This window comes from Bacillus solimangrovi, from assembly GCF_001742425.1.
GTDB classification, from domain to species: Bacteria; Bacillota; Bacilli; order Bacillales; family Bacillaceae_N; genus Bacillus_AV; species Bacillus_AV solimangrovi.
The window spans coordinates 121,121-146,887 of sequence record NZ_MJEH01000044.1 but is presented as its reverse complement, the minus strand read 5'-3'; the positions used below and the strand labels follow the sequence as shown (position 1 = coordinate 146,887).

Below are 25,767 nucleotides of genomic sequence, written 5' to 3'. Positions count from 1 at the left end.
ATCGTGAACTTTCATCGGTATCCCCTATAATTAAGTAAGGGCTTAGCGCCAGTTGACATATGCAAAATAAACAGCTAACTTTTCCAAAACACAAAAAAACTCCGCCCCTAAAATAAGGGACGAAGTTGGTATTCGCGGTACCACCCTTTTTAACAATAAACGCAACTCGTTTACTGTTCGCTCAAGTTTCATAACGATTGCTGTCACAACCGGGACACCTTTACTCGCTTTATTATAACGAGGTCCAAGTGCCTGCTCCAGAGTGAATTCAACTGACTCTACCATAGAAGTGTTTACAGTCTGCGACACTTCCTCCCTTAATGGTCTGAGGTTTCAGCTTACTATTCTCCTTCAACGCTTTTTTCATTCATTTTGATTATGAACGTATTATAATATATCCTTATCGTTAAGGCAACAACTCTTCCTATATTATGCACGTAAATGATATAACAATATACCACTTGCAATTGCTACATTTAGCGACTCAGCTTGTCCATATATTGGAACATATAAATTTTGGCTTGTCCTATCTAGAAGTTCCTTTCTCACACCACTTCCTTCATTACCAACAACTAAAGCAAAACGTTCTTGGGCAGAAATTTCTCCGTAAGGAACAGCCCCTTCCAATGCACTACCGAATACTGAAACACTGTTTTTTTCTAAGCGCTCTATCCATTCTATAAGGTCTCCCTTTATAACTGGAATATGAAAGAGCGAGCCTTGTGTGGAGCGAACAACCTTACTATTATAAATATCCGCACTGCCTTCACTGATAATGATCCCATCAAGTCCAACTGCATCAGCTGTACGAATTAATGTTCCTAAATTACCCGGGTCTTGGACACCATCTACTAATAGTAGCTTCGAGTAGTTATCATTTTTAATTTCAGTACCGTTTGTAATTTTACAAATTGCTGCAATTCCTTGGGGTGTCTTCGTATCACAAATCGCTTGCATAACATCTCTTGAAACAATATATAACTCACTGTTCATATTTTGTAACATTGGTGGCATAACTTCATCATCTTGAACGAGAATTGCTTCAAATGCTTGTTCACCTTTTATCGCTTCTTCAACAAGGTGTTTACCTTCTATTAGGAACATATTTGTCTCATCACGATATTTTTTTTGATGAAGTTTCTTCCATAGCTTCACTTGTTGATTTTTTGCTGATTGAATATGCTTCAATGCTTTCACCTATCCTTCATACGATTACGTCTCGCTTTTCTTTATCTTATCCTTTTAAAAAGATATACATATTCGCTTACAAATTGCAAATGATAGAGGCATACAACATTTATTAAAAAGAGGTGATAGTGATGAACTTAAACTTACGAAATGCTGTTATTGCAAACGTATCACAAAATTCAAAAGAACAACTCGAATCAACAATCCTAGATGCCATTCAAAGCAACGAAGAAAAAATGTTACCTGGATTAGGTGTTTTATTTGAGTTGATTTGGAATAATTCAAACGAAAAAGAACGTGATGAAATGTTAGATGCCCTTGCACACGGCCTATCCGCTCGCTAATGTGTACCTTACACATAAAAGGCTATTCTCTACAGTTTTTTTAACAGATCATCGTTTCGACTTTATCATTATGTTTAAATTGATAATCAAACTTAGTATTGTTACACGTAATCTAAAATAAATGGAAATCCCGCAGTATGAAAGCTACTGCGGGATTATTGTTATCCAATAATTATATCTTTTACTTTCGCAGCGTCTAATCGCTTAATAACTTCAACAATTAGTTTTACTGCATTTTCAAAATCATCACGATGAAGCATTGCTGCATGTGAGTGAATATAACGTGTAGCTACAGTAATTGAAAGTGCTGGTACTCCATTGGCTGTTAGATGGATTGAACCAGAGTCAGTTCCACCGCCTGCCATTGCATCAAATTGATATGGAATCTCATTTTCTTCAGCTGTTTCAACAACAAAATCACGCAATCCTTTATGAGATACCATTGACGCATCATAAAGAATGATTTGTGGACCTTCTCCCATCTTACTATTTGCTTCTTTATCAGTAATTCCTGGTGTATCACCAGCGATACCAACGTCTACTGCAAAACCGATATCAGGTTTAATAAAATTCGTTGCAGTCTTAGCACCACGTAAACCTACTTCTTCTTGAACAGTTCCTACACCGTATACAACGTTTGGATGCTCAACACCCTGTAACTGTTTCAATACTTCAATGGCGATTGCGCAGCCGATGCGATTGTCCCAAGCCTTAGCTAGTAACATCTTTTCATTATTCATAACAGTAAATTCAAAATATGGCACAACTGAATCACCAGGTGTTACGCCCCATTCCATTGCTTCTTCTTTACTTGAAGCACCAATATCAATGAACATATCTTTGATGTCTACTGGTTTTTTTCGAGCTTCTGGAGGTAGAATATGTGGTGGTTTAGAACCGATAATACCAGTAATATTACCTTTTTTCGTCATTATTGTGACACGTTGAGCTAGCATGACTTGTGACCACCAGCCACCAACTGTTTGGAAACTCAAAAACCCTTTATCTGATATTTTCGAAACCATGAAGCCGACTTCATCTAAGTGACCAGCGACCATAATTTTAGGGCCACCTTCTTGACCTGTCTTCTTAGCAATTAAGCTACCTAAGTTATCATGCATTACTTCATCTGCATAAGGTGCAATGTATTTTCTCATTACATCTCTAGCTTCACGTTCATGGCCTGGAATCCCTTTAGCATCTGTTAAGTCTTTTAACATTGTTAATGTTTCATCTAACTTTGTCATATGTATCCTGTTCCTCCTTCAATTTCAATTGTAATATGAACCTACACTAGTATACCCTTTTCCATAATTGTTCTCAAAACTTGCACATATAATTCTCTTACTTAATAACCACGATCCTGACGTTCATGATTCACTTCATTCTTAGCATGATAAGCTGACTCAATTTGTTCAAATGTAAAACCTAAAGAGCTCCCTAAACTGAAATATGAGGTCATTAGCTGTTGATAACTCTCATCACTTTTTTCATTTCGGAAAGTATCCACATGTGCATAAATATTATTGAACTGATCAACTAATGATATATCATTAAAGCTTTCATTAATTTCAATTTCCTCTTCTAATCCCAATTCTATTCCGAGAGACAAGATAAAATGTACACCATCCACAAATTCCTCAAGTATCATATCATCAGAAGATGCTGGTTTCGTACTCCAAAACTTAAAACATCTTGTTTCATTAGCTAATTCTCCTATTTCAACAAGTAAGGCAAGGATCTTTTTATCGAATAATAACTTACCTTGTAAGCTATGTTCACCCTTTATCCGTTTATCTAACTCTCTTTGCATAGAATATAATTTCTCCAACATAATTACAAAAATCCTCCTATTTTTTGAAACTTTTTCTTTTGTTATACGTATAAACAAGTAATGTAACCGTGTATTTATTTGAATAGGCAGGTGAAGACAATGTTTGTCATTCTCTTTCGCTTTTTTATTATCATCGCAGTCCTTGTACTACTATACTCACTAAGTAAATACTTACTTAATCCAAAAAGGAAACTTGAATCTGCTTATGAAAAAGCGCACTACTATTTGCTTGATGATGTAAATAACGTACGCAAGAATCTATTTATTACTTATAAGGGTGCTCTATTTGAGGGTGAAAAATATCTCGGTACTACAGATCAAGCTTTTGAAGTCGTTTCAATTACTGTTTGGGCCCATTCGCTCGAAAAACTTTACGGATTAAATCGTGATGACTTCTATTATCTTGAAAAGGAGCTACTTACTAGATACCCAAATGCTGTTATTGAATGGCAAAGTCCAATCAAAGACCTATTGAAGACTCACCATTAATAAATATATCTTCATGACACACTATCAGTCAAAATATATTAATAGTTGTAAACATTGAAAATATCATAATAAATTAATACACTTACAATTAGAATATGAAATACTATGATAATTGGCATACCAATCATAAATGATTGATGTTTCGTTTTATGACGATGTTTTTTCATTGCAACATAAGATCCCATCGCACCACCGAAGAGAGATAAGCGCCAGATCTTCTTTTCTGGAATTCTCCTCTTTGCTTGTTTAGCATATTGCTTATCAAGATACACCATTAAATATGCGTAAAAGTTAATAGCGATAATAATACCTAAAAAAACGTAAATCACCATGTTCTCACATCCTTCTCACCAATAATATAATAAAAAGGTCATCTCGACTAATCGAGATGACCTTTTCTATTATTACTTAAGATTTTTCTTAGCTGTTTCAGCTAATTCAGCGAATGCTTTTTCGTCATTAATAGCTAGGTCAGCAAGCATTTTACGATTGATATCGATACCAGCTTGCTTAAGACCGAACATTAGACGGCTGTAAGAAAGACCATTGATACGTGCTGCTGCGTTAATACGAGCAATCCAAAGCTTACGGAAGTCGCGCTTCTTTTGGCGACGATCACGATAAGCATACATTAATGACTTCATTACCTGCTGCTTAGCAGTTTTAAATAGAGCATGTTTTGAACCATAATAACCTTTAGCTAACTTTAATACGCGTTTACGACGACGACGCGTAACTGTTCCACCTTTTACTCGTGGCATAGAAATTCCCTCCTATATCTTTCGATCCAAATTCATTAATTACTTCATGTTAGTAAGCATTTCACGAATGCGTTTGTAATCACCAGAACTTACAAGACCAGCTTTGCGTAGTTTACGCTTTTGCTTTTGAGACTTGTTCGCGAACAAGTGGCTTGTGTAAGCATGTGAACGTTTAAGTTTACCAGAACCTGTTTTTTTGAAACGTTTTTGTGAACCTTTGTGCGTCTTCATTTTTGGCATATTGGTTTCCTCCTTGTCATTATCTAAGACTGACAAGTAAGATTAATTACTTGTCTTTTTCTGTTGTAGGTGCAAGCATTAAGAACATGCTACGACCTTCCATTTTTGGCCTTGTTTCGATTGTGCTAATATCTTCACACTCTTTAGCAAAGCGCTCTAATACTTTTTGACCAAGGTCTTTATGTGTAATCGCACGACCGCGGAAGCGAATGCTCACTTTCACTTTATCACCTTTTGTCAAAAATTTGCGTGCATTACGAAGCTTTGTATTAAAGTCATGCTCCTCAATACCAGGGCTTAAGCGTACTTCTTTGATATTAATAATCTTCTGGTTTTTACGAGCTTCTTTATCTTTCTTTTGTTGCTCATAACGATATTTACCGTAATCCATGATACGGCATACCGGCGGTTTAGCAGTCGGCGCAACCATTACTAAATCAAGGTTTGCGTTTTGTGCCATTTCTAATGCTTCATTGCGAGATTTAACTCCAATTTGATCCCCATTAGCACCAATGAGACGTACTTCGCGAGCGCGAATCGACTCATTCAAAATCATGTCTTTACTAATAACTAGCCACCTCCAAGGTTTATTCACACTGCAATAACAGTATAAGTATCATACATAAATTTTGTTGCATGCGTCTGTTTAGAAGAATATACAGCACTAAACGAATACTGAATAGTAAAGTTCTTTCAGATAATCTAGTTACACACTTTTTTAATTGTTAAATCAAAAAAAGCGTCGGTACATTTTGCACCCACACTACGCTTTAACAAAATTTCCATTTGCTAAAGTTCATCTGTAGTCAACCTACCAACAGCATATGTGCGTCAATCAGGTGAGAAGCGGGTGCCTCTTCTTTCATCAAACGATTGTATTTAATTACCTCGGAAAGTATAGCATACGATATTTCATCTGTCAAGAAAGCATGATTCCTTCACAACGTTTTTTATGATACATGAAAAAAACCTGCTTTGCAATAATTTTTTTAAAAGAAAACATTTAGTCTTATTGTTCAACTAAGAAAATACCTATTTTCATCCCAATAGTTTAACAACCTCATCACTCTACACTATAAAAATAACTCGCGAGGATGCTACCTCACGAGTTATTTTATTTATTGATAATTATTAACAATATCCTTTAACTGACCTAAAAACTCACTGAATGGTTTTGTTTCAGATTGTTTCTCTCCATATTTACGAACGTTAACTGCTTCATCAGAAATTTCATTATCACCGACTACTAATTGATAAGGAATCTTTTGCATTTGAGCTTCACGAATTTTGTAACCAATCTTCTCATCACGTTCATCAACTTCTACACGGAACCCTTCACGCTGAAGCTGTTCTTGTACTTTTCTAGCATAGTCAAGATGAACATCAGCTGATACAGGGATAACTTTTGCTTGAACAGGAGCAAGCCATGTTGGGAATACCCCTTTGTACTCTTCAATTAAGAAGGCAACAAAACGCTCCATCGTTGAAACAACACCACGGTGAATAACGACTGGACGATGATCTTTTCCATCTTCACCTTTATACGTAAGGTCAAATCGCTCTGGTAATAAGAAATCCAGTTGTACAGTTGATAATGTTTCATCCTTACCAAGTGCTGTACGAACCATTACATCCAACTTAGGACCGTAAAATGCCGCTTCACCTTCTGCCTCCACATAATCTAGCTCAAGCTCATCCATTGCACCTTTAAGCATGTCTTGCGCCTTATTCCACATTTCATCATCATCAAAATATTTTTCTTTATCCTCAGGATCACGATAAGAAAGACGGAAATAATATTCATCTAAGCTGAAGTCCTTGTATACTTCTTGAATAAGATTAACAACACGTACAAATTCATCTTGTATTTGGTCTGGTCGAACGAAGATATGTGCATCATTTAATGTCATTCCTCTAACACGTTGTAAACCTGAAAGAGCACCAGACATTTCATAACGATGCATTAACCCAAGTTCTGCAATTCGAATTGGCAATTCACGATAACTATGCAAGCTATGTTTATAAATCATCATATGATGTGGACAGTTCATCGGGCGAAGAACTAGGTCCTCATTATCCATCTCCATTGGTGGAAACATATCATCTTGGTAATGCTCCCAATGCCCACTCGTTTTATACAACTCAACACTACCCATTACTGGTGTATACACATGGTTATAGCCAAGACGTTCTTCTTTATCAACAATATATCGCTCAATTAAACGGCGAATTGTTGCACCCTTTGGCAGCCACATCGGCAAACCTTGTCCAACCTTTTGAGAAATTGTGAATAGTTCTAGCTCTTTTCCAAGCTTACGATGATCACGTTCCTTCGCTTCTTCTAATAATCTCAAGTGTTCATTTAATTCACTCTTCTTGAAGAAGGCAGTACCATAAATACGCTGCAACATCTTATTATCACTATTTCCACGCCAATAAGCACCTGCTACACTCATTAGTTTAAACACTTTGATTTTACTCGTTTGCGGAACGTGTACACCACGACAAAGATCAAAGAACTCACCTTGTTCATAAATTGTAACTTGCTCATCAGCAGGGATAGCCTCAATAAGTTCAAGCTTTAATTCATCATTAATTTCTTCAAACAAATGTTTAGCGTCATTGCGACTTACTTCCTTACGAACAATCTCTAAATTCTCATCGACAATTCTTTGCATTTCTTTTTCGATTTTTGGAAGGTCCTCAACAGATATATGTTCTGGCGTATCAATATCATAATAGAATCCATTCTCAATAACTGGACCGACACCAAGCTTAACATCTTTGTACAAACGTTTAATTGCTTGTGCCATTAAGTGAGCTGAGCTGTGGCGCAGGATTTCAAGTGCTTCAGTTGATCCTTCAGTCACAATTTCTACTTCACCGTCAGCTTCAATTGGACGACGTAGGTCAATTAACTGGTCGTTTAATTTTCCTGCAAATGATTTCTTCTTCAAACCAGGACTAATACTAGCCGCAATATCTTCAGTTGTCGTGCCCTTAGGAAACTCCTTCACAGCGCCATCTGGGAACGTAATTTTGATTAATTCTGACATGTCTTTCACTCCTTCTTTAATGTAAATAGCGTATGTTCAATAATGACGGAGTTGGGCACAAAATATGCTTTCATCATTAGAAATACTGTTAGTGAGAACAGTTCACTTTCGATGTTACTCCTCTATTCGAACAAACTACTTATAAATATAAAAAACACCCGTCCCTGAAAAGGGACGAGTGTTTATACCCGTGGTTCCACCCTAAATTTCTATACAGACAGCTAACCTGTATAGCTTCGTTAAAGATAACGGTTATGGTCACCGTCAGCAGATTAACCCCGCTGAAGTTCAGAGGTAGTAAGTCCATTTCTCGTATTAAGAAGCTCCCAGCCAAGGCTTCTCTCTCTGTAAATCGTAGAAATAACTCTAATCCTCATCATTACTTTTTAATAATTTATATATGTAGGATATTATAGGCATTTTTCTCGACAAAATCAAGATTGTATTTGTGATTCTTTTTTCATATCCCATTTCACTTTAGGATAGATTCGAATTTTTTCTTGGAATACGTTAGTCAATGTTTGAACTACGCCACTTTCTTCATTATTTGTATAATAATGAAGTATCTGCGGAGCAACTGATACGATCGGTGCTAAAATTGATGAACCTGCGTCAAACCCTTGTATATCCCACATCCCTTCATTAATCACCACACGAAGAATATCATCATCTACCCTTTCCATCGAAGATAGAAAAACTTCATAACCTTCACCTTCTATAACATGTAACTCGTTGAACAAAGGGGGTGTGCTAGCTACATAATGCCTTAGTTGCTCTACAAAAGTTTGATATTCCTGTTCTAACTTATACTCATCGATTGCCATTTCTACTGTCGTAAGAAGTAAATCACGATATTCTTTTAAACGAAAATGTAAAAATGACTCAAATGAGAAAGAGATGTGGGGAGTAATAAAATTTTTTAATGAATCCTCAATTACTTGAACTCTCTGCTTCATCTGTGTAAGGAGCTGTTTGTAAAAATTATCTTCTCTTCGTCCATCTAAAATTAAGTTAGCAATAGATAAGATTTGCTCTTGCTCCTCAACATAAGTGAAATAAAACAATTCTCGGATCATCTCTCTCATCCAACGATTTTCAATATGTGACAAAATAAAAGAAGTCAAAGTAGGTATAAACCATGTATGTATACATCGCATATTATGATGTGATGAGCATTCAATGCGTATCATTGTTTCTGGTGATTCTGTTAATTCTACTTCACATACGGGTGCTTTTTGGCAAACCAATAACGCATATAGCCTTTGTGCATCTTCCGTATTTCGAAACCGTATTAAAACCACAATGTGCCCCCCTCCTATACCAAACGAAAACTGTTTCACCTTCCTCCTTATATTTATATGGGGACAATAAAAAAAAATGCCGATGCTCTTAGTGAGATCAACATTTTTCTTTAATAAGCTTTTATATTTTAGAACCATTCGACCTTGTTACAATTACATTTTACGGTAATTTTTACCTGTAATAGCTATTGGCCTTGTTAAATATTGAATACGTTCCATGATACGTGCCGCTTTCAATTTTTCTTCTTCTCCACGTTGTGTATAGGATAGGTGGTGCTCCAAATCATCATAATTATAATTCGATGTGAAAAATGTAGGAAGTCCCTCCATCATTCGATACTGAAGGATCGTACCAAGTATTTCATCTCGTACCCAGCTTGAAACAGCCTCTGCCCCAATATCATCTAACATTAAAATTTCTGCTGTCTTAACTGTCTCTATCTTTTCGTTCAAGCTTCCATCCTGAAGCGAGCTTTTTAATTCACGCAAAAATTCTGGTGTATACACAATGAGAGTACCTACTCCACGATCAGCTAACTCATTAGCAATTGCTCCAAGAAGATATGTCTTTCCTACACCAAACTTCCCATATAAATACAATCCTTTTTGGAAATGCCCTTTCTGATATGTTTGAACAAATCGGTCAGCAGCCGTAAGCGCCTCAGCCCTATTATCATCCTCATCAATATTGAATTCTGCAATTGATGATTGTAACACTTCTTTTGACATGTACATACTTTTCAATAGATTTTTATGACGACGTTGCTGTTCTTCGTTCCGTTGCTTCTCACATGTTTCATACCGTATATCAATAAGTGCGCCATTTAAGAATAATTTTGGCCAATGACCTTTTAACATGTTTACACATTCAGAAGCATTGGGACAATCATTACAATTCTTTTTTTGCTCCGTAAATTCATACAACTTACCTAAAGAACGTTCGATCATGTCACGATTTAACTGCTGTTCATGCTCAGTGATGAAAGATTGTACATCTCGATCTTCCATAACCTCACGTTTTAATGTTTCATACCGCTCTTTAAAACCGGGACGTTGTCTTAATCCGCGCAGTGAACGTTGGATAGGTTCCATCTTATCTCACCTCATGTTTATTTAATAGTCCTATAAGACTTCATTCATCAATTGGGGTTAATTGTTACTTCTTTTTTTATATTTTTTCTTTATCTCTTCTTCAAGTTGCTTCCACTTACCATTCGAAGGTTGATTCTTTTCTTCATCTTTACTATGATCAGTTTCTACCTTTTTAACATCTTGTTCTTCATTTTTGAACCAATCAGGTAACTTTTCCCTTCGAATTACTTTACGAGCAGAAGGTTGAGACTTTTTCTCATCCCATTGCTGATATTTCTTATGCTCTTCTTTAGCAATTTGCATCGCCCCTGGAACTGTTTGTACCTTCTTCCTTGCCCAGTGTGAAGCAATCTTCATTACATATGTTTTTGATAACTTCATATCGCTTCTTAACATAACATACTGAAGTAAGACATTGATAACACCTGGATTTAACTTTTGTTTTAATAAAACTTCTTCAACAATTTGAAGATCTTGAGAAGAGGGTTCTGCACCATTAGACAGCTCTAATAACATTTCATATGGTGAAACTGTTTCTAGATGTGAAACTAAACGTTCTTCCTGTGTTGCCGGTTCTTTATCATTCATAGTTTGAAGTAATAATGGTTGCTTCCGTTCACTTAAGGCAGGCATTTCTCCGCGATGTTCATATTGATACCAATCGCGAGCAGCTTTGCGTAGCGTTTCAATTTCTATTTCATCTGTTGACGGATTTAATGCTTGTAGAACGAGATTTTTCATCTCAATCGCACCAATTTGATAGACAAAAGCTAACTTTACGATAACATCTTTCACTTTATCTGAGAGGCTCTCTTTGGAAATAATTGATTCTGATAAGCCACTATATAATAAATCAAAATCGAATGTTGATTTTGCTATATCAATGGAGTTAACTTTTTCACGCCCAACAAATGTCTTCCCATCTTCAATTCTTAAGTAATCTTGCATCTCTTCACCCTTCGCCGTAAGCTCAGATGGTGATATTGTCGTAAATGTTTGATGAAAGCTTCGTGTTACCTCATTAAAATCAGCTTGTACACTTTGATGAATAGAAAAATGATTTTTTAATTGTTGAAACACTTGCTTTCCAACACGGTTATAAAGATATACATTTAATATGCCATCATAGAAAAATTGGGAAGGTGTCAACGGTGGCTGTAATTGATAAAGAAACGTTCGTACATCGTCATCCTCTTTTCTCACAAATGTCTTTAATAATCCAATCCCCTCTAATTTGAGACGTTCTTCATAAATAGATGACAAATTTGATTGCATAATACTCATTAGGCGATGATGACTAGAACTATCATTTGTACTACTGAGATTCTCAGCCTCTGTCCACAATGTTATATATAAACTTGTTGCTAAAGCACCAATCAAAGGCTGATATAACATCGTAATAACCTTTTGATCGAATGCGTGTAGTAAACCGTTCTTTTGCACTATGTAACGATCAACAGATAATACTTCCTTCCAGTGATGTGTCATTCCCCCACCCCTTCCTTTTTCTATTATCGTGTAAAATGAGAGATATAACTGAAAAAGAGGCTTTAAATAAGCCCCTTATTCTCCTCGTTTAATTAAGTCTTTTAACTCTTCAATAAAAACATTTATATCTTTAAATTGACGATACACGGAGGCAAATCGAACATATGCGACCTCATCTATGTCTGCAAGTCGATCCATGATCATTTCCCCAATAGCCTCACTTTGTACTTCTGATATACCTTGATTTCTAAGATTACGCTCAATGTCCTGTACCAAATCCTCTAAACTTTGTAATGGGACTGGGCGTTTCTCACATGCTTTAATTAATCCACGTAAAATCTTCTCACGGCTAAATTCTTCACGTATACCTTCCTTTTTCACAACAATTAGTGGCATCTCTTCCACTTTCTCAAATGTTGTAAAACGGTAGTGGCATTCTTCACATTCTCGTCTTCTTTTAATTGCTCTTCCATCATCTATTGGTCGGGAATCAAGCACTCTCGTTCCATGATGGTGACAATTTGGACAACGCATTATACCATCTCCAACCCTTATCCATTTAACATAATCTTATAAAAAACGTCGAAATGACACAAGGTTTTTCATTATTTTATCAATAAACTACAATAAAGTGAAACTTTCACCAGTGCAGTTTTTTCTTAATCTACCTTTTTTGTTTTACTATTTTCCTTTAACTTGTAAAAAAAGAGATGTGGACATCCACATCTCTTTTTCAAGTTATTATCTTTTAAAGTACGTTGACACCACGTTTTTCAACTTGTACAGGTCCCATTCCGCGTGGAACTTCAATATTTTCATTTGTTTTAGCTTCTAATGCTTCTGCAATATACTCTGCAGCAACATTCGGATCAATGCGATCTCCGCAAGTATAAACATCTATGCTCGCATAACCATGTTCAGGAAAACTGTGAATAGTTAAATGCGATTCAGAAATGATGACAACACCACTTACTCCATGTGGCGCAAACTTATGAAAAGCTACTTCTCGTACTTCTGCACCAGCTTTAAGTGCTGCATCTACAAAAATTCGTTCAATTAAATCCATATCGTTTAATTTATCAGTGTTACAATCCCACAATTCAGCAATAACGTGTCGACCCATAGTTTCCATAGTCTAACGTCCCCCTTTTATTATAATTTAAATATACAGAAGTTTTAATACAAACTACCACGGGGGAAAGTTAGTCCAAAGAGGTCCTAACCCTTTAAGTAGGTGCATCATCTTCCGTCAAGAAAAGAACAAAATAAACCTTTTCTTTTTCTAAAAAGTTTCACGAAAAATAGTATACTTCGTTTACATATGAAATGCAAGATAGGAAAGTGATTTTTTTCTTTTCATTTCTATTTTCACTCTCCACGCTTACGTTGTTACTCTCTCCTTACAACCGTGTTCTATTCCTAGTTCACAAATCAGAATATAACATAAGCGTATGTATAGCTAATTTTGATACAACGATCAGAATAGGCATTCCAATATATGAGGTCACTTAATAAAAATTAGGGATCATTCTAACAATGGGAGTATTCCTACATACTCCACTGTCAGTTAGTTACATAATGTAAAAAATCTCCGGTATTTCTTAAAACTCCTGCAAAAGTTTTGCTATTATAAAAAATAACCGATGTAAGGATTCATCCAATACATCGGTTATTTTATTTTGTTAAGATACTTGAACTTGTGCATCCTTAATAATACTACTTGCCACATGCTTAGCTAAATCTACAACACGACTAGAATACCCCCACTCATTATCATACCATGCTAACACTTTAACCTTCTTCTCTCCAATAACCATAGTGGAGAGTGCATCAACAATAGAAGATAACTTATTGCTAGTAAAATCAATTGATACTAATGGTTCATCTGTAATTCCAATTATATTCTTCATTCGACCTTCAGCAGCAGTACGGAACGCCTCATTCACTTCCTCCACTGTTACTTCGCGTTTTAAATCTACAACAAGATCAACAAGTGATACATTTGGCGTCGGAACACGAAGTGACATTCCATGTAATTTCCCTTTCAACTCTGGCATAACAATTGATAATGCTTTTGCTGCACCAGTGCTAGTAGGAATTATAGATTGTCCACAAGCTCGCGCACGACGCAAATCTTTTTTATGAGGATTATCAACATTTTTTTGATCATTTGTATAAGCATGTACAGTTGTCATTAAACCGTTTTCAATTCCAAATTGTTCATTTAGTACTTTTGCTACTGGAGCAAGGCAGTTTGTTGTACAAGATGCATTTGAAATGACATGGTGTTCTTCATGAACATACTGCTCATCATTGACACCCATTACAATTGTTATATCCTCATTTTTAGCAGGAGCAGTAATGATAACTTTCTTAGCACCAGCTTCAATATGAGCACTTGCTTTTTCTTTAGAATTAAACTTACCTGTTGCTTCAATTACGATATCTACACCCAGTTCTTTCCATGGTAGCGCTTTCGGATCACGGTTATTTAAAAGCTGTACACGCTTCCCATCTACAATAAGTGCGTCTTCCTCTGCTTTTACTTCACTAGGGAAGATACCGTGTACGCTATCATATTTCAACATGTGAGCTAATGTATCCGCAGGGTAACTTGCATTCACCGCTACAATTTCTAATGTGTCATCATGAATCGCATTACGGAAAAACATTCTCCCGATACGACCAAAACTATTAATCGCTACTTTTGCCTTCATGATAATCTCCTTCCAAATATGTTATACTTTAAATCCTCTTTATGAAAAGTAGTATAACATATAATATTTAATTTAGGGGGTTTTTTTAACACTTTTTTGCTATATATATTAATTATAATATTCAAAAAATTTAAATATGTTTTCCGCTTATAACCTCTTCACTCCATATTCAATTTCTGGCCACTTATTATTAAGGAAACCTTGTTCATGTTCTATGAACTAATATCAATTTTAATTACAATAAAATAAGGTTTTCACTTGAATGCTCAAGTAAAAACCTTAAGGATTAACTATTCTTACATATACCCCATTGTTTTAATATTTGAAGTAACTGTTCATTCGTTTCCAGAGATGTACCATTATTATCAAGAAACTTATCAGCCATAATCTTTTTTTCTTCAAGAGATAGCTGTGAATTAATTCGTGCTTGTGCTTCTTCTCTAGACAGTTGATTTCGTTTCATTAGTCGTTCAAGTTGAACTTCTGTACTTACATAAACAACAATTGTTTTATCAACAAGATAAGTAAGCTTGCTTTCAAACAGCAGTGGAATATCCATTACAACGACTTTTTCACCAGCTTTTATGTATGTATCTTTTTGATCATTCATTAATGATCGAACAGCAGGATGCACTATTTGATTCAATTGCTCGCGTGCACCTTGATTGTGAAAAATAATTGAACCTAACTTTTCTCTATTAATCGTACGGTCTTCCTGTAAAACTTCTTCTCCAAAGGTCTTTACTATTTGGGTATACGCTGACTGTCCTACTTCAACAACTTTTCGAGCGGCCACGTCTGCATCAATTACTGGAATATTTAATTGCCTAAACATATTAGATACTGTACTTTTCCCACTTGCAATTCCACCTGTTAACCCTATAATTACTGTCAAAACAATTCCCCCTAAAAAAGTTTACCCGACCTCTTTACAATAACATTAACAACTATAAGTGAGAAAAGAATTAAACATTTGTCATTATGTAAAACGAAAACACTCGTTCAAATAGTCACCTATCTTCTGGCTTAATAACTGATACTTCAAAGTATAGAAGATCACAATACCTTCAGACCAACCTAATAGCCTTCAAGATAAGAGGATTTCTTAATTCATTTAAACAACTATCAGTGGGGAACAGTAGACCCCACTGACTAGAAATTCGGTTTATATTTTCCACATACCTAAAATGATAAGTAAAATGCCTGGCACAAATGAGAAACGTTGCATCCAAGCAACATTCGCAAACAACTTGCCACACTTTAGTCCTGCTGTTACAAATATTGAGCTCATTAAAGCTGTTAACAGTGCCATCATTATTGGAGAATAACCAATCAGTGCCGCACCAATCCCTGCTCCAAAAGCATCGAGCGATAATGCAAATCCAAGTAAAAAAGCTTCAATTCCCGTAATTGTACCTGACCCATCAATATCCGCTACCATCGAATTTCGTAAAATCTGAATGACTAATCCAATTGATTTAATCTCAAATTTTAACAGTACTTTCGGCTCATTATTAGGTTCGTTTTCTCGCTCAGGTCGAAAAAATTGATACAATACCCAAGCACCAATCCCCATTAACACGATGCCACCAACCCGTTCAGCAGCAGAAGGTGATAACCATAGAGCTAGCAATGTACCACCCGCCATTGCAATTAGCATTGTAATAATAGTGCAACAAGCAATAATGAAAATAGACTTCAATGGTAATGACATCTTCCTAAGTCCGTAGGTGAATCCAACGCTAAAACTATCCAAACTTACAGCTAGCGCTAGAAGAAGTAAGGAAAGAAAATACCCCATGACATTAACTCCTCCCTTAAGCGATACGTTAATATATGCGCCTAAGAGATTAGGGGTGACGAGACAACCTCACATGGATTTTATAATTCTAAAATAATGTCCAAATCATTTTTGACAATTCGAACAAAAATGAGTTCCTCTTCCACCAACAACGGTTTTCTCAATTTCTTTTCCACAAGTTGAACATGGTTCACCTTGCTTTCCATAAACAAATAGTTCTAATTGAAACATTCCCATTTCTCCTTGTGTGTTAACATAAGAGCGTATCGTACTGCCTCCTTTGTCAACAGCTTCTTTTAATGTTGAAACAATTTGTTCATGAAGCTTACTAACTTCCTGTTGAATCAATGAGTTCCCTAACCGTTCTGGATGTACGCCGCTACGGAATAGCGCTTCATCAACATAGATATTTCCTAAACCTGTAACAATTACTTGATCAAGTAATGCTGTCTTCACTTTGCGAGTTGTTCGAGATAAATTATGAGCAAGGTGTTCCACTGTAAAATGTTCTGAAAAAGGTTCTGGTCCAAGTTTGTTAAGTGGTTCAACATCTTCTTCAGTTCCCTTTTTGAAAATGTGCATCGTTCCAAATTTACGTACGTCTTTATACCTTAATTGACTATTATCTGTGAACGTAAATAAAACATGAGTATGTTTATCTACCTCATCTTCTTTCCTATATAATCCGTAACGTCCCTCCATTCGCAAGTGTGATATGAGCACATCATTATCTAGAACAAAGATCAAAAATTTCCCTCTTCGTTTTACATCATGGATCGTTTGTCCTTTTAGATACTCAGAAAATTGTTGTACGTCATCTGGGTGTTTTATCATTTTCGGCCAACGAACTTCAACATCTTCAATTGTTTTACCTTTTACAAGTTCAATTAATGTACGTCGAACTGTTTCGACTTCTGGTAGTTCAGGCATGCTTTCTCTTCCTTTCAAAATCACTAGTCTATTCATCATGTACTCAATGAAATGTCTAATCAAAATAATATGCTTAATTTTATTTTTGAATTTTGATCTCTACAAACTATTTATAAAATTGCTTAACATCATTAACAGATGAAATGTGAATTTAGGTCTAAACACCTTTAACGATTAATAATTGTACAATAATAAGAAAAGGGACAGAAATCTCTGTCCGCATCTTACTTAACACATATCAACTATCCATATGACTGCTCCTTCAATATTTCAAAATACAAAGCAGAGCTACCGTTATACCTCTGTAGGAGATCCCTGTTTATTTTGCATCAAACCATGTTGGACCATAAGAATAATCCACTTTCAAAGGTACTTTTAATTGAATTGTATTTTCCATTACATCAGGAACAACCTGTATTAGTTTTTCAATTTCTTCCTTTGGCGCTTCAAAAATCAATTCATCATGTACTTGCAGAAGTAACCGCGCTTGTAAACCTTCTGTTTCAAGGCGCTTCGCCATATCAATCATCGCTTTTTTAATAATATCTGCTCCACTACCTTGTATTGGTGTATTCATTGCAGTACGTTCAGCAAAGCTTCGTTGATTGAAATTTCTACTCGTAATATCTGGTATATAACGTCTTCTTTGCATCATTGTTGAGACAAAACCTTTATCTTTCGCCTCTCTTACGATACTGTCCATATATTCCTGTACACCTGGGAAGCTTTGAAGATAGGCTTCAATAAATGCTTGTGCTTCTTTACGTGTGATCCCTAAATTTTGAGATAATCCATAATCACTAATCCCATACACGATCCCAAAGTTTACAGCCTTTGCTTGTCTACGCATATCTGAAGTAACTTCATCAGCATTTACATTAAATACATCCATCGCTGTTTTTGTATGAATGTCCATCCCATTATTAAACGCTTCAATTAAGTTCTCATCATTTGCAATATGTGCTAGTACACGTAATTCAATTTGAGAATAATCCGCAGCAAAAATTACCCAGTCTTGCTGAGATGGAATAAATGCTTGACGAATTTTTCTACCTTCCTCCAAACGAATCGGTATATTTTGTAAATTAGGTTCAATTGAACTTAATCTCCCTGTTTGTGTAAGTGCTTGGTTAAAACGAGTATGAATTTTATTTGTATCTTTGTGAACAACCTTTAATAACCCTTCTATGTATGTTGAATTTAGTTTCCCTAGTTGACGATAATGAAGGATTTTATCTACAATTTCATGTTTGCTTTTCAATTTATCAAGTACATCCGCTGATGTCGAATAACCTGTTTTCGTTTTCTTTATAACTGGTAATTCTAACTTTTCGAATAAAATCACACCTAATTGTTTCGGTGAGTTAATATTAAATGATTCACCAGCTAAAGTGTGAATTTCTTTCTCTATTTCAGTTAACCGTCCCTCAAGATCTTGTCCCATATTCTGCAACCGTTCAACATCAACCATGACTCCTGTCGATTCCATTTCTGCCAGAATGATTGATAAAGGCATCTCTAACTCTTTAAATAACCCGTATTGTTCATTCTTTTTTAATTCATCTTCTAATTGATCGTACAGTTGAAAGACACTATCTGCCTTTCGAACTAAATGTTCAGCAAGTTCATCTGTATCTGGTACCTTTCGTTTTGCCCCTTTGCCATACACAAGCTCATCATCCTGAACATGATTAAAACCTTTTCGACGAGCAATGGCAGAAATATCATGATTTGATTCTGATGGATTAAGTAGGTAGGATGCAATCAGTAAGTCCATTTCCACTCCACGCAATGTAATTCCCTTCCATTTAAGAGAAACAATTGCTTGTTTTGCATCGAAGACAATTTTCTTTTTACTACTGTCCTCAACCCAATTCTTAAAGGTTGTCGAGTTTAATGCTACATCTGTCTGAATAAAATACCGTTTATTTTCATTTACAATCGCAAAACCTTGTATTTGACCCTCATGGTAATTTTCATCCATTACTTCAACAATTAACGCTGCTTTATCCGTTAACATCTCATCTAGAACCGCTTGAGCTAATTCAAATTCAATTTCATCTAGGCTTTCTATTGAACTATTTTGTTCATCTCCTCCAACTCGGTTAAGAAGTGACTGGAAACCTAGATCTGTAAATACTGCACGTACAGCTTCTACATCGTATTCCTTATATGTAATATTATCTAACATAATATCTATAGGAGCTTCAACGATAATCGTTGCTAATTTCTTACTCATCATCGCTTGCTCTCTGTTTTCATCAAGTTTTTCTTTAAGTTTCTTGCCACTCACATCATCAATTGATTCAAGAACACGTTCAATGGTTCCGAATTGTTTTAACAACTTTAATGCTGTTTTTTCTCCTATTCCTGGTACGCCTGGAATATTATCTGACTTATCACCCATAAGTCCTTTCATGTCAATAATTTGTTCTGGTGTAATCCCATACTTTTCATCAATTGCACTAAGATCGTATGTATCAACATCTGTAATTCCCTTGCGTGTTAAGGCAACCTTTACATGACTAGATACAAGCTGAAGCAAGTCTTTATCACCTGAGATGATCTTAACATCCATGCCCTCTTTTTCTGCACGTTTAGCCAGAGTCCCAATAATATCATCAGCCTCATAATTTTCTAATTCATAACGTGAAATATTAAAAGCATCCAATACTTCACGAATAAACGCAAATTGTTCTGATAGCTCTGAAGGGGTTTTCTCTCTCGTTCCTTTATATCCTTTATATGTATCATGGCGGAACGTTTTCTTACCTGCATCAAAGGCAACTAACAAATGTGTTGGTTTTTCTTCTTCAAGTACCTTTAATAACATTGTAGTAAATCCATATATCGCATTCGTATGAATACCTTTGTCATTATTTAAGAGTGGTAGCGCAAAAAAAGCCCGATATGCAATACTATTCCCATCTATAACTACTAATTTTTTTTTACTCATAAGTACCTCCTTCATAATACTGTTTTTCACTTTAAATTTTTTTGCTAATACTATATCAGTTCATTCATATACATTTCGCTTTTTCACGAGGAATAAAAAACGCTATTTTTTCCTTCTATTTTACCATGACTTTAAATAGAAAGAAAAAATAGCAGATATTAACCTTCAAAATTATAGCTTAGCATAAGTACCACATCATTTACTTATTGAGAAAAACCTTGAAGTAGATTCGTATAAGGTGAATTTGATGGTAGTATAATAACTGTTTCTCCATTAATTGTTTTCTTATACGATTCTAGAGTTCGATAAACATAATAAAAGTCTTTATCAGAAGCAAAAGCTTCATTATAAATTCTTGCTGCTTCTTGCTCTCCTGCCGCACGAATCATTTCAGCTTCTGCCTCTGCCTTTGCTAACATCTCCTTTACATCACGATCTGTTTGAGCCATAATTCTTGATTTTTCTGCATCACCCATTGATAAATATTCTTGTGCCTTTGATTCACGTTCTGAAATCATTCGTCGATAAACTGATTGCTCATTTTCTTCTGGTAAATCGATACGTTTCATCCGCACATCTTTCACTGAAATTCCATAGTTATTCTTATCTAATAGTCGATTTACTTCTTCTGTCACTTGTTCATTTAAACTACGACGATTAGATTTTTCATCATTAATGATCTCATCATAGTCTAACCTCCCCAATTCAGCTCTTACAACTGAATATATGAACTCTTCCATCTTCGCTTCTGCTCCTAATACGTTACGAACATTAGAAATCATTTTCTTCGGATTATCAATTTGCCAAATAGCATAGTTATCAATAATCATTCGTTTTTTATCTTTTGTATTAATTTCAGCTTCTGCTACATCATATGTCATTTGATACTTTGGTAATGTTGTCACTGATTGAATAAATGGGATCTTAAAACGTAACCCCGGTTCATCATCAATCCGAACAACCTGCCCAAACTGCCGAACAACACGGTATTCATTTTCTTTTACAATATATACATTCGTAAGAGCAGCAATAGACAAAATCAACAAAATGATGAAGAATAAAATTCTTTTCCAGCTTTTTCTCCAATCGAAATTCGATTTATGATCGCCTATATTGATAATCTTTTTATCGCTCACTACTCTCACTTCCCTTCTCATCAGTTTTCACTACGCTTTTAGTCTCTAGAGATTGCAACGGTAAATACTTTAATGTATTTCCATCTTCGTTCATGATATATACTTTTGCATCTGGTAATACTTGTTCTAACGTTTCAAAAATAAGTCGTTCTCTCGTAATCTCAGGTTCATTTTGATATTCAGCATAAATGGCGTTAAATTTTGCTACGCCTCCACGTGATTCTTCGATTCGAGCAGTCTTATCACCTTCTGCGTTAGAAATAAGTGCATCTCGTTCTCCTTCTGCTTCTTTACTTCTTTTATTAGCGTACTTCTTTGCTTCGTTAATTTTTGTATTCATCATTTCACGCGCGTCAGTTACAGCTGTAAAAGCTGTACGCACTTCTTTGTTCGGTAGATCTACATCCTGCAACTTCACATTTAACACAGATATACCGATATCATATTTCTCAACAAGTGAAATTAATAAGTCACGAACTTGTGCTTCAATCTCTGCTTTTCCACTCGTTAGAGCATCATCAATTTTTGAACTTCCGATAATTCCACGTAATGAAGCAGCTGTTGCGTTATATAAAACTTCTTCAGGATTTTCAGAACTGAACAAATATTGCTTAGGATCAGTAATTTTCCACTGCACGACTAAATCAGCTAAAACAATATATTCATCACCTGTTATCATCTTCGTTTCTTCTGGGAATTCTCTCGCTACCTCTCCTTCCCTCTGCTCATACCCAAACTGCAAACTGAAAGTCTCTTTCGACAGAATTTCTACTGATTGAATTGGCCACGGTAGCTTAAAATGAAGACCCGGATCACTAATGCCCTCTTCAACTTTCCCAAATGTTAATATTACAGCTTGCTCAGACTGATCAACTGTATACCAGCTTGTTGATCCTACAATACCAAGTAAAATTAAGACAAACATTAAACCAGAAACTATGTAACCCTTCTTCGTACTCATATGCCCCCTCCTCATCATTTATGTTCTAGTATTATAGTATTTATACGATAAACCCTTATGATATGTTTCATATTTTGGGATAATTAGAAATTGAGAAAAAAATAACCTAAAGTGGAGTTTCTATCTGTAGTGATAACGTAAGATTAGAAAGATATCCAATAAATCAATTCATTTATAATGATTTGAGCATTCAATATAATCTGTATAACCTACTTATCTATAAAAATCAAAAGATGGGCAGAAACAAAAGGTTTCTGCCCAAGGTGGTTATTAGATGAAGGGGTTTTCATCTAATATATTAACAACTATTTGTAAAGCTGGAATAAATATAATGTAAAGCCCATGTTAAGTCGTACGTTTAAGTATAACTGTAAACACAGTTCCTTTATTCAGTTCACTTTCTACTTTTATCTTTCCTTTGTGTGCTTCAACCAAATGCTTCACAATTGCAAGTCCGAGACCTGTGCCTCCTGAATTTCGACTACGTGCTTTATCAATACGGTAAAAGCGTTCAAAAATACGAGGAATCTGTTCCTTGCTCATACCAATTCCTGTATCAGACACTGACACAGTATAGACTTTCTTTTTCTTTTCAATTGTAACATTAACTTCTCCACCTTCTTGCGTATAAGATAATGCATTATTGATAAGATTGATGAAGATTTGTTTTAAACGATGTGCATCACCGTCAATGATATATGTTGTATTTGGTAGATCAAGGTTCAGTTTAATTCCTCTTTGTTCAGCTTTATGTTGAAGAATTACTTCAATATCTGCTAATAGTTCGACAAGATCTACATGCTGAAGGTTCAACAGAAACCCTTCTTGTTCAATTCTTGATAGGTCAAGTAAATCTTTAATAATATTTTGTAACCTATCACTCTCTTTTAAAATTATATTAAGGAAATAAGTTCTTAATTCTTCGTTCTCAGCTGCACCATCAAGTAATGTTTCTGAAAAACCTCTAATAGATGTCATCGGTGTCTTAAGTTCATGAGATACGTTTGCAACAAAGTCTTTCCTCATTTCTTCTAAACGCTTTAATTCAGTAATATCATGAAAAACGAGTACGATCCCTTTCCATTCTTCATTTTCACCGATGATTGGTGCTCCATATACTTCAAAATGGCGACGTTCAATCTTTAAAGGAAGGTGTAGTTGTTTTCGAACTTGGCTTTCTGTCATAAAAACTTCTTCAACTACTTGGATAACTTCATTATGAACAAGTGCCTCATGATAGAGCTTATATAAAAAATCTTTTGATTTCACATGAAAAATGCGCTTAAAAAATTTATTGACAAGAATGATATAACCTTTACTGTCAATTAATATTAAGCCACTCCCCATATTTTCAATTAACGTACCAAGTCTGTCATTTTGCATTTCTTGAGCTTTTGTCATCTGTTGTAAATTCCGTGCTAATATGTTGATTGATTGACTGAGCATTCCCATTTCATCAGCCCGATCCTCATATGTCCGTGCACGATAATTTCCCTTAGCTAATTCATTTGCTACCCTCGTAGCATCTTCAATTGGCTTTGCATATTGTCTCGTAATCCGTATACCTAGCATAAGAATAATAACAAAGGCAAGACCTAAACTAATAATGAGTAGCCACCATATCTTTTGATTTGTAGCTTTTAAAAGTTCGACCGATACCGAAAGAATTAAATAACCGTCTATTACGCCTTGATTAATAGGTACGATTGAATAAAACAACTCTTCCTCATCATTCATCACATAAAAAGGTTCAAAATCAGTATTTTTGGCAGAAATATATCGTTGAAGCTTAGAAATATTTTCTAGACGATTTTCTGTTATCTCTTCAACATTAGTGTTAGCAATAATTTCTCCATCACTGCGTAATACCGTTATTTCAATATCTAGTTGATCTGACACATCACTCATTAGATCCGCAATCGAACTATCAGATGTAACGCTACTGTCGATCATTTTAATGATGAGCCCAGATTCTTTTTCAATGCGTTCTTCAAACGTTGTAATATAGAAGCCCTTAAATAATTGTCCTATTAAAATACCTAGACAAACTAATACAGCCAAAATTAGTGTAGCAAGTGCAAAGGTGACTTTTGAACGGAATTTAATCATTCAACTTTCGGAGCCTCCATTTTGTACCCTAAACCTCGAATCGTTTTAATATAAATTGGTTTCTTAGTGTTCGTTTCTATTTTTTCACGTAGATGACTAATATGCACATCTACAATTCTAGTATCACCTGCAAAGTCATAATTCCAAACAGCACTTAATAATTGATCACGTGTTAAAACACGCCCCTTGTTTTTCACAAGATATGCGAGTAATTCAAACTCTTTAGGTGTTAACTCTAGTTGTTTCCCCATAAAATATGCTTCATACTGTTCAGGTGATATAATAAGTTGTCCTAATTCAATCTTACTATGTTCCTCATCATTTTTTTCTTCAGTACTAGTAAGTAATGACGTACGACGTAATATAGCCTTAATTCTAGCAACTACTTCACGTGGGCTAAATGGTTTTGTTAAATAATCATCAGCACCTAGTTCAAGACCTAACACCTTATCAAATTCATCATCTTTAGCAGTCAACATTAAGATTGGAAACATAATTTTCTGTTGACGAAGCTCTTTGCAAACTTCAAGCCCATCTAGTTTTGGAAGCATTAAGTCCAATACAATAAGATCAGGTGAGCTTACTTTAGCTTGCACTAACGCTTCCTCACCGTCCATTGCAGTTATAACTTCATATCCAGCTTGCTCCAAATTATACTGCAACAAAGTTAAGATTGATTGTTCATCATCAACAACTAGAATCTTTTTACTCAAAGTAATTCCCCCTGCTATATATAATAGCCCCTACATCCATTTTATTTTTCTCTAATATCATCATACTATGAAATTATTCACATCTCAAAATTATCTTATAAGATCTAAAAGCGCTTCCTCTATGAGAAAGCGCACATTCAAAAATTATCTAACTATCAATATACAATATTTAGAAATTATCTAACATTCTACCTGCCATAGGTTCAAAAGAGTGTGGAGGACAAACATCCATCGTCCCTTCGATAACAACATTATCTTGATCATCTTTACCATTTAATCCAATGACAATAAGATGATCTTCTTCTATCACTTTGAGAACTTCAAACTCGAATTCTAACTTTGCATAATGATACGCAGGATTTGGAAATGATACTTGTTGTGAACGAATCATACTACCTGGCCCTGGTAAATACTTTGAGACAGCTGAAGTTATAATACCAATTAACATGACAGGAGGGATTAACGGTTGTTTCATTGGTGTACGTGAAGCATAATCATGCTGAATATATAATGGATTTGCATCATTTGTAAGACCTAAATATAGGAGCAAGTCCTTATCTTCAACCTTTTCAGTTAAAACAAGTCGTTCTCCAACCGATATCTCGTCGATCTTACGACCTTGTTTTCTCATCTTGTTCATTAGCATATGCC

The 25,767-nt window shown here is 35.3% G+C and carries 25 protein-coding genes and 3 other annotated features; of the genes, 2 read left to right on the top strand and 23 right to left on the bottom strand.

The genetic code is table 11. The features are described from left to right. Positions 1 to 112: 112 nt before the first annotated feature. Positions 113 to 364, bottom strand: a binding site (T-box leader). 65 nt (positions 365 to 429) lie between these two features. Continuing rightward, a complete protein-coding gene (locus BFG57_RS14300; protein WP_069718169.1) occupies positions 430 to 1,188 on the bottom strand; it encodes a TrmH family RNA methyltransferase in 759 nt (252 codons plus the stop codon). A 131-nt stretch (positions 1,189 to 1,319) separates the two neighbouring features. Here BFG57_RS14300 and sspI point away from each other — a divergent pair, with 131 nt between their 5' ends. Continuing rightward, on the top strand, positions 1,320 to 1,532 hold the full coding sequence (gene sspI / locus BFG57_RS14295) for a small acid-soluble spore protein SspI (protein WP_069718168.1): 213 nt from the start codon (positions 1,320 to 1,322) through the stop codon (positions 1,530 to 1,532). A 161-nt stretch (positions 1,533 to 1,693) separates the two neighbouring features. On the opposite strand, the gene BFG57_RS14290 is transcribed toward sspI, so the two are convergent. Then, positions 1,694 to 2,779 carry a M42 family metallopeptidase gene (locus BFG57_RS14290; RefSeq protein ID WP_069718167.1) on the bottom strand — a complete coding sequence of 362 codons (1,086 nt, stop codon included), beginning with the start codon at positions 2,777 to 2,779 and terminating at the stop codon, positions 1,694 to 1,696. A 101-nt stretch (positions 2,780 to 2,880) separates the two neighbouring features. Then, positions 2,881 to 3,366 (bottom strand): dUTP diphosphatase, encoded by a 486-nt coding sequence (locus BFG57_RS14285; RefSeq protein ID WP_175428363.1) that lies wholly within the window; start codon positions 3,364 to 3,366, stop codon positions 2,881 to 2,883. A 99-nt stretch (positions 3,367 to 3,465) separates the two neighbouring features. Between BFG57_RS14285 and BFG57_RS14280 the strand changes: the two genes are divergently transcribed. Next, positions 3,466 to 3,855 (top strand): sigma-w pathway protein ysdB, encoded by a 390-nt coding sequence (locus tag BFG57_RS14280; protein WP_069718166.1) that lies wholly within the window; start codon positions 3,466 to 3,468, stop codon positions 3,853 to 3,855. A 38-nt stretch (positions 3,856 to 3,893) separates the two neighbouring features. Here the strand turns inward: BFG57_RS14280 and BFG57_RS14275 are convergent, their stop codons facing one another. The 20 genes from BFG57_RS14275 to BFG57_RS14180 all read right to left on the bottom strand — a co-directional run bounded on the left by BFG57_RS14275 (position 3,894) and on the right by BFG57_RS14180 (position 25,762). Further along, on the bottom strand, positions 3,894 to 4,187 hold the full coding sequence (locus BFG57_RS14275; protein ID WP_069718165.1) for a DUF1294 domain-containing protein: 294 nt from the start codon (positions 4,185 to 4,187) through the stop codon (positions 3,894 to 3,896). A gap of 72 nt (positions 4,188 to 4,259) precedes the next feature. Beyond that, on the bottom strand, positions 4,260 to 4,616 hold the full coding sequence (gene rplT, locus BFG57_RS14270; RefSeq protein ID WP_069718164.1) for a 50S ribosomal protein L20: 357 nt from the start codon (positions 4,614 to 4,616) through the stop codon (positions 4,260 to 4,262). 39 nt (positions 4,617 to 4,655) lie between these two features. Continuing rightward, a complete protein-coding gene (gene rpmI, locus BFG57_RS14265) occupies positions 4,656 to 4,856 on the bottom strand; it encodes a 50S ribosomal protein L35 (protein ID WP_069718163.1) in 201 nt (66 codons plus the stop codon). Positions 4,857 to 4,902: 46 nt separating this feature from the next. Then, entirely contained in the window at positions 4,903 to 5,412 is a 510-nt protein-coding gene (infC, locus tag BFG57_RS14260) for a translation initiation factor IF-3 (RefSeq protein WP_069718162.1), read from the bottom strand. A gap of 171 nt (positions 5,413 to 5,583) precedes the next feature. Next, positions 5,584 to 5,724: a sequence feature (ribosomal protein L20 leader region), on the bottom strand. A 250-nt stretch (positions 5,725 to 5,974) separates the two neighbouring features. Further along, on the bottom strand, positions 5,975 to 7,912 hold the full coding sequence (thrS, locus tag BFG57_RS14255) for a threonine--tRNA ligase (protein ID WP_069718161.1): 1,938 nt from the start codon (positions 7,910 to 7,912) through the stop codon (positions 5,975 to 5,977). Between the two features lie 167 nt (positions 7,913 to 8,079). Next, positions 8,080 to 8,301 (bottom strand) — a binding site (T-box leader). A 45-nt stretch (positions 8,302 to 8,346) separates the two neighbouring features. Beyond that, positions 8,347 to 9,213 carry a sporulation protein YtxC gene (gene ytxC / locus BFG57_RS14250; protein ID WP_069718160.1) on the bottom strand — a complete coding sequence of 289 codons (867 nt, stop codon included), beginning with the start codon at positions 9,211 to 9,213 and terminating at the stop codon, positions 8,347 to 8,349. Positions 9,214 to 9,366: 153 nt separating this feature from the next. Further along, positions 9,367 to 10,305: a primosomal protein DnaI gene (gene dnaI / locus BFG57_RS14245; RefSeq protein ID WP_069718159.1), complete on the bottom strand. Its 939-nt coding sequence runs from the start codon at positions 10,303 to 10,305 to the stop codon at positions 9,367 to 9,369. Between the two features lie 57 nt (positions 10,306 to 10,362). After that, positions 10,363 to 11,793, bottom strand: a complete 1,431-nt coding sequence (locus tag BFG57_RS14240) for a replication initiation and membrane attachment family protein (RefSeq protein ID WP_069718158.1) — start codon at positions 11,791 to 11,793, stop codon at positions 10,363 to 10,365. A 75-nt stretch (positions 11,794 to 11,868) separates the two neighbouring features. Continuing rightward, complete coding sequence (nrdR, locus tag BFG57_RS14235) at positions 11,869 to 12,327, bottom strand: transcriptional regulator NrdR (protein WP_069718157.1); 459 nt, start codon at positions 12,325 to 12,327, stop codon at positions 11,869 to 11,871. Positions 12,328 to 12,541: 214 nt separating this feature from the next. Beyond that, the gene (gene speD, locus BFG57_RS14230) at positions 12,542 to 12,925 is read right to left on the bottom strand and encodes an adenosylmethionine decarboxylase (RefSeq protein WP_069718156.1); all 384 of its coding nucleotides are present in this window, start codon (positions 12,923 to 12,925) and stop codon (positions 12,542 to 12,544) included. 550 nt (positions 12,926 to 13,475) lie between these two features. Continuing rightward, positions 13,476 to 14,510, bottom strand: a complete 1,035-nt coding sequence (locus BFG57_RS14225) for a glyceraldehyde-3-phosphate dehydrogenase (protein ID WP_069718155.1) — start codon at positions 14,508 to 14,510, stop codon at positions 13,476 to 13,478. A 286-nt stretch (positions 14,511 to 14,796) separates the two neighbouring features. Next, positions 14,797 to 15,405, bottom strand: coding sequence for a dephospho-CoA kinase (gene coaE / locus BFG57_RS14220; RefSeq protein ID WP_069718154.1), 609 nt, complete (start codon positions 15,403 to 15,405; stop codon positions 14,797 to 14,799). A gap of 270 nt (positions 15,406 to 15,675) precedes the next feature. After that, positions 15,676 to 16,311, bottom strand: a complete 636-nt coding sequence (gene ytaF, locus BFG57_RS14215; protein ID WP_069718153.1) for a sporulation membrane protein YtaF — start codon at positions 16,309 to 16,311, stop codon at positions 15,676 to 15,678. Between the two features lie 105 nt (positions 16,312 to 16,416). Next, positions 16,417 to 17,241, bottom strand: coding sequence for a DNA-formamidopyrimidine glycosylase (gene mutM / locus BFG57_RS14210; protein WP_069718152.1), 825 nt, complete (start codon positions 17,239 to 17,241; stop codon positions 16,417 to 16,419). A 319-nt stretch (positions 17,242 to 17,560) separates the two neighbouring features. Further along, on the bottom strand, positions 17,561 to 20,197 hold the full coding sequence (gene polA, locus BFG57_RS14205; protein ID WP_069718151.1) for a DNA polymerase I: 2,637 nt from the start codon (positions 20,195 to 20,197) through the stop codon (positions 17,561 to 17,563). Positions 20,198 to 20,400: 203 nt separating this feature from the next. Continuing rightward, a complete protein-coding gene (gene hflC, locus BFG57_RS14200; protein ID WP_069718150.1) occupies positions 20,401 to 21,333 on the bottom strand; it encodes a protease modulator HflC in 933 nt (310 codons plus the stop codon). After that, positions 21,323 to 22,294, bottom strand: a complete 972-nt coding sequence (gene hflK / locus BFG57_RS14195; protein ID WP_139125152.1) for an FtsH protease activity modulator HflK — start codon at positions 22,292 to 22,294, stop codon at positions 21,323 to 21,325. The genes hflC and hflK overlap by 11 nt, the downstream gene beginning before the upstream one ends. 345 nt (positions 22,295 to 22,639) lie before the next feature. After that, positions 22,640 to 24,403 (bottom strand): two-component system histidine kinase PnpS, encoded by a 1,764-nt coding sequence (gene pnpS, locus BFG57_RS14190; RefSeq protein ID WP_069718148.1) that lies wholly within the window; start codon positions 24,401 to 24,403, stop codon positions 22,640 to 22,642. Further along, entirely contained in the window at positions 24,400 to 25,116 is a 717-nt protein-coding gene (locus BFG57_RS14185; protein ID WP_069718147.1) for a response regulator transcription factor, read from the bottom strand. Before BFG57_RS14185 ends, pnpS begins: the two co-directional genes overlap by 4 nt. 169 nt (positions 25,117 to 25,285) lie before the next feature. Continuing rightward, a complete protein-coding gene (locus tag BFG57_RS14180) occupies positions 25,286 to 25,762 on the bottom strand; it encodes a MaoC family dehydratase (RefSeq protein WP_069718146.1) in 477 nt (158 codons plus the stop codon). Between the last annotated feature and the right edge of the window lie 5 nt (positions 25,763 to 25,767).

What these genes read in the sequence shown, in the direction of transcription:
- sspI (WP_069718168.1), top strand. Translation starts at nt 1,320, where the DNA reads ATGAACTTAAACTTACGAAATGCTGTTATTGCAAACGTATCACAAAAT.
- BFG57_RS14290 (WP_069718167.1), bottom strand. Translation starts at nt 2,779, where the DNA reads ATGACAAAGTTAGATGAAACATTAACAATGTTAAAAGACTTAACAGAT.
- BFG57_RS14285 (WP_175428363.1), bottom strand. Translation starts at nt 3,366, where the DNA reads ATGTTGGAGAAATTATATTCTATGCAAAGAGAGTTAGATAAACGGATA.
- BFG57_RS14280 (WP_069718166.1), top strand. Translation starts at nt 3,466, where the DNA reads ATGTTTGTCATTCTCTTTCGCTTTTTTATTATCATCGCAGTCCTTGTA.
- BFG57_RS14275 (WP_069718165.1), bottom strand. Translation starts at nt 4,187, where the DNA reads ATGGTGATTTACGTTTTTTTAGGTATTATTATCGCTATTAACTTTTAC.
- rplT (WP_069718164.1), bottom strand. Translation starts at nt 4,616, where the DNA reads ATGCCACGAGTAAAAGGTGGAACAGTTACGCGTCGTCGTCGTAAACGC.
- rpmI (WP_069718163.1), bottom strand. Translation starts at nt 4,856, where the DNA reads ATGCCAAAAATGAAGACGCACAAAGGTTCACAAAAACGTTTCAAAAAA.
- infC (WP_069718162.1), bottom strand. Translation starts at nt 5,412, where the DNA reads ATGATTTTGAATGAGTCGATTCGCGCTCGCGAAGTACGTCTCATTGGT.
- thrS (WP_069718161.1), bottom strand. Translation starts at nt 7,912, where the DNA reads ATGTCAGAATTAATCAAAATTACGTTCCCAGATGGCGCTGTGAAGGAG.
- dnaI (WP_069718159.1), bottom strand. Translation starts at nt 10,305, where the DNA reads ATGGAACCTATCCAACGTTCACTGCGCGGATTAAGACAACGTCCCGGT.
- BFG57_RS14240 (WP_069718158.1), bottom strand. Translation starts at nt 11,793, where the DNA reads ATGACACATCACTGGAAGGAAGTATTATCTGTTGATCGTTACATAGTG.
- nrdR (WP_069718157.1), bottom strand. Translation starts at nt 12,327, where the DNA reads ATGCGTTGTCCAAATTGTCACCATCATGGAACGAGAGTGCTTGATTCC.
- speD (WP_069718156.1), bottom strand. Translation starts at nt 12,925, where the DNA reads ATGGAAACTATGGGTCGACACGTTATTGCTGAATTGTGGGATTGTAAC.
- BFG57_RS14225 (WP_069718155.1), bottom strand. Translation starts at nt 14,510, where the DNA reads ATGAAGGCAAAAGTAGCGATTAATAGTTTTGGTCGTATCGGGAGAATG.
- ytaF (WP_069718153.1), bottom strand. Translation starts at nt 16,311, where the DNA reads ATGGGGTATTTTCTTTCCTTACTTCTTCTAGCGCTAGCTGTAAGTTTG.
- mutM (WP_069718152.1), bottom strand. Translation starts at nt 17,241, where the DNA reads ATGCCTGAACTACCAGAAGTCGAAACAGTTCGACGTACATTAATTGAA.
- polA (WP_069718151.1), bottom strand. Translation starts at nt 20,197, where the DNA reads ATGAGTAAAAAAAAATTAGTAGTTATAGATGGGAATAGTATTGCATAT.
- hflK (WP_139125152.1), bottom strand. Translation starts at nt 22,294, where the DNA reads ATGAGTACGAAGAAGGGTTACATAGTTTCTGGTTTAATGTTTGTCTTA.
- pnpS (WP_069718148.1), bottom strand. Translation starts at nt 24,403, where the DNA reads ATGATTAAATTCCGTTCAAAAGTCACCTTTGCACTTGCTACACTAATT.
- BFG57_RS14180 (WP_069718146.1), bottom strand. Translation starts at nt 25,762, where the DNA reads ATGCTAATGAACAAGATGAGAAAACAAGGTCGTAAGATCGACGAGATA.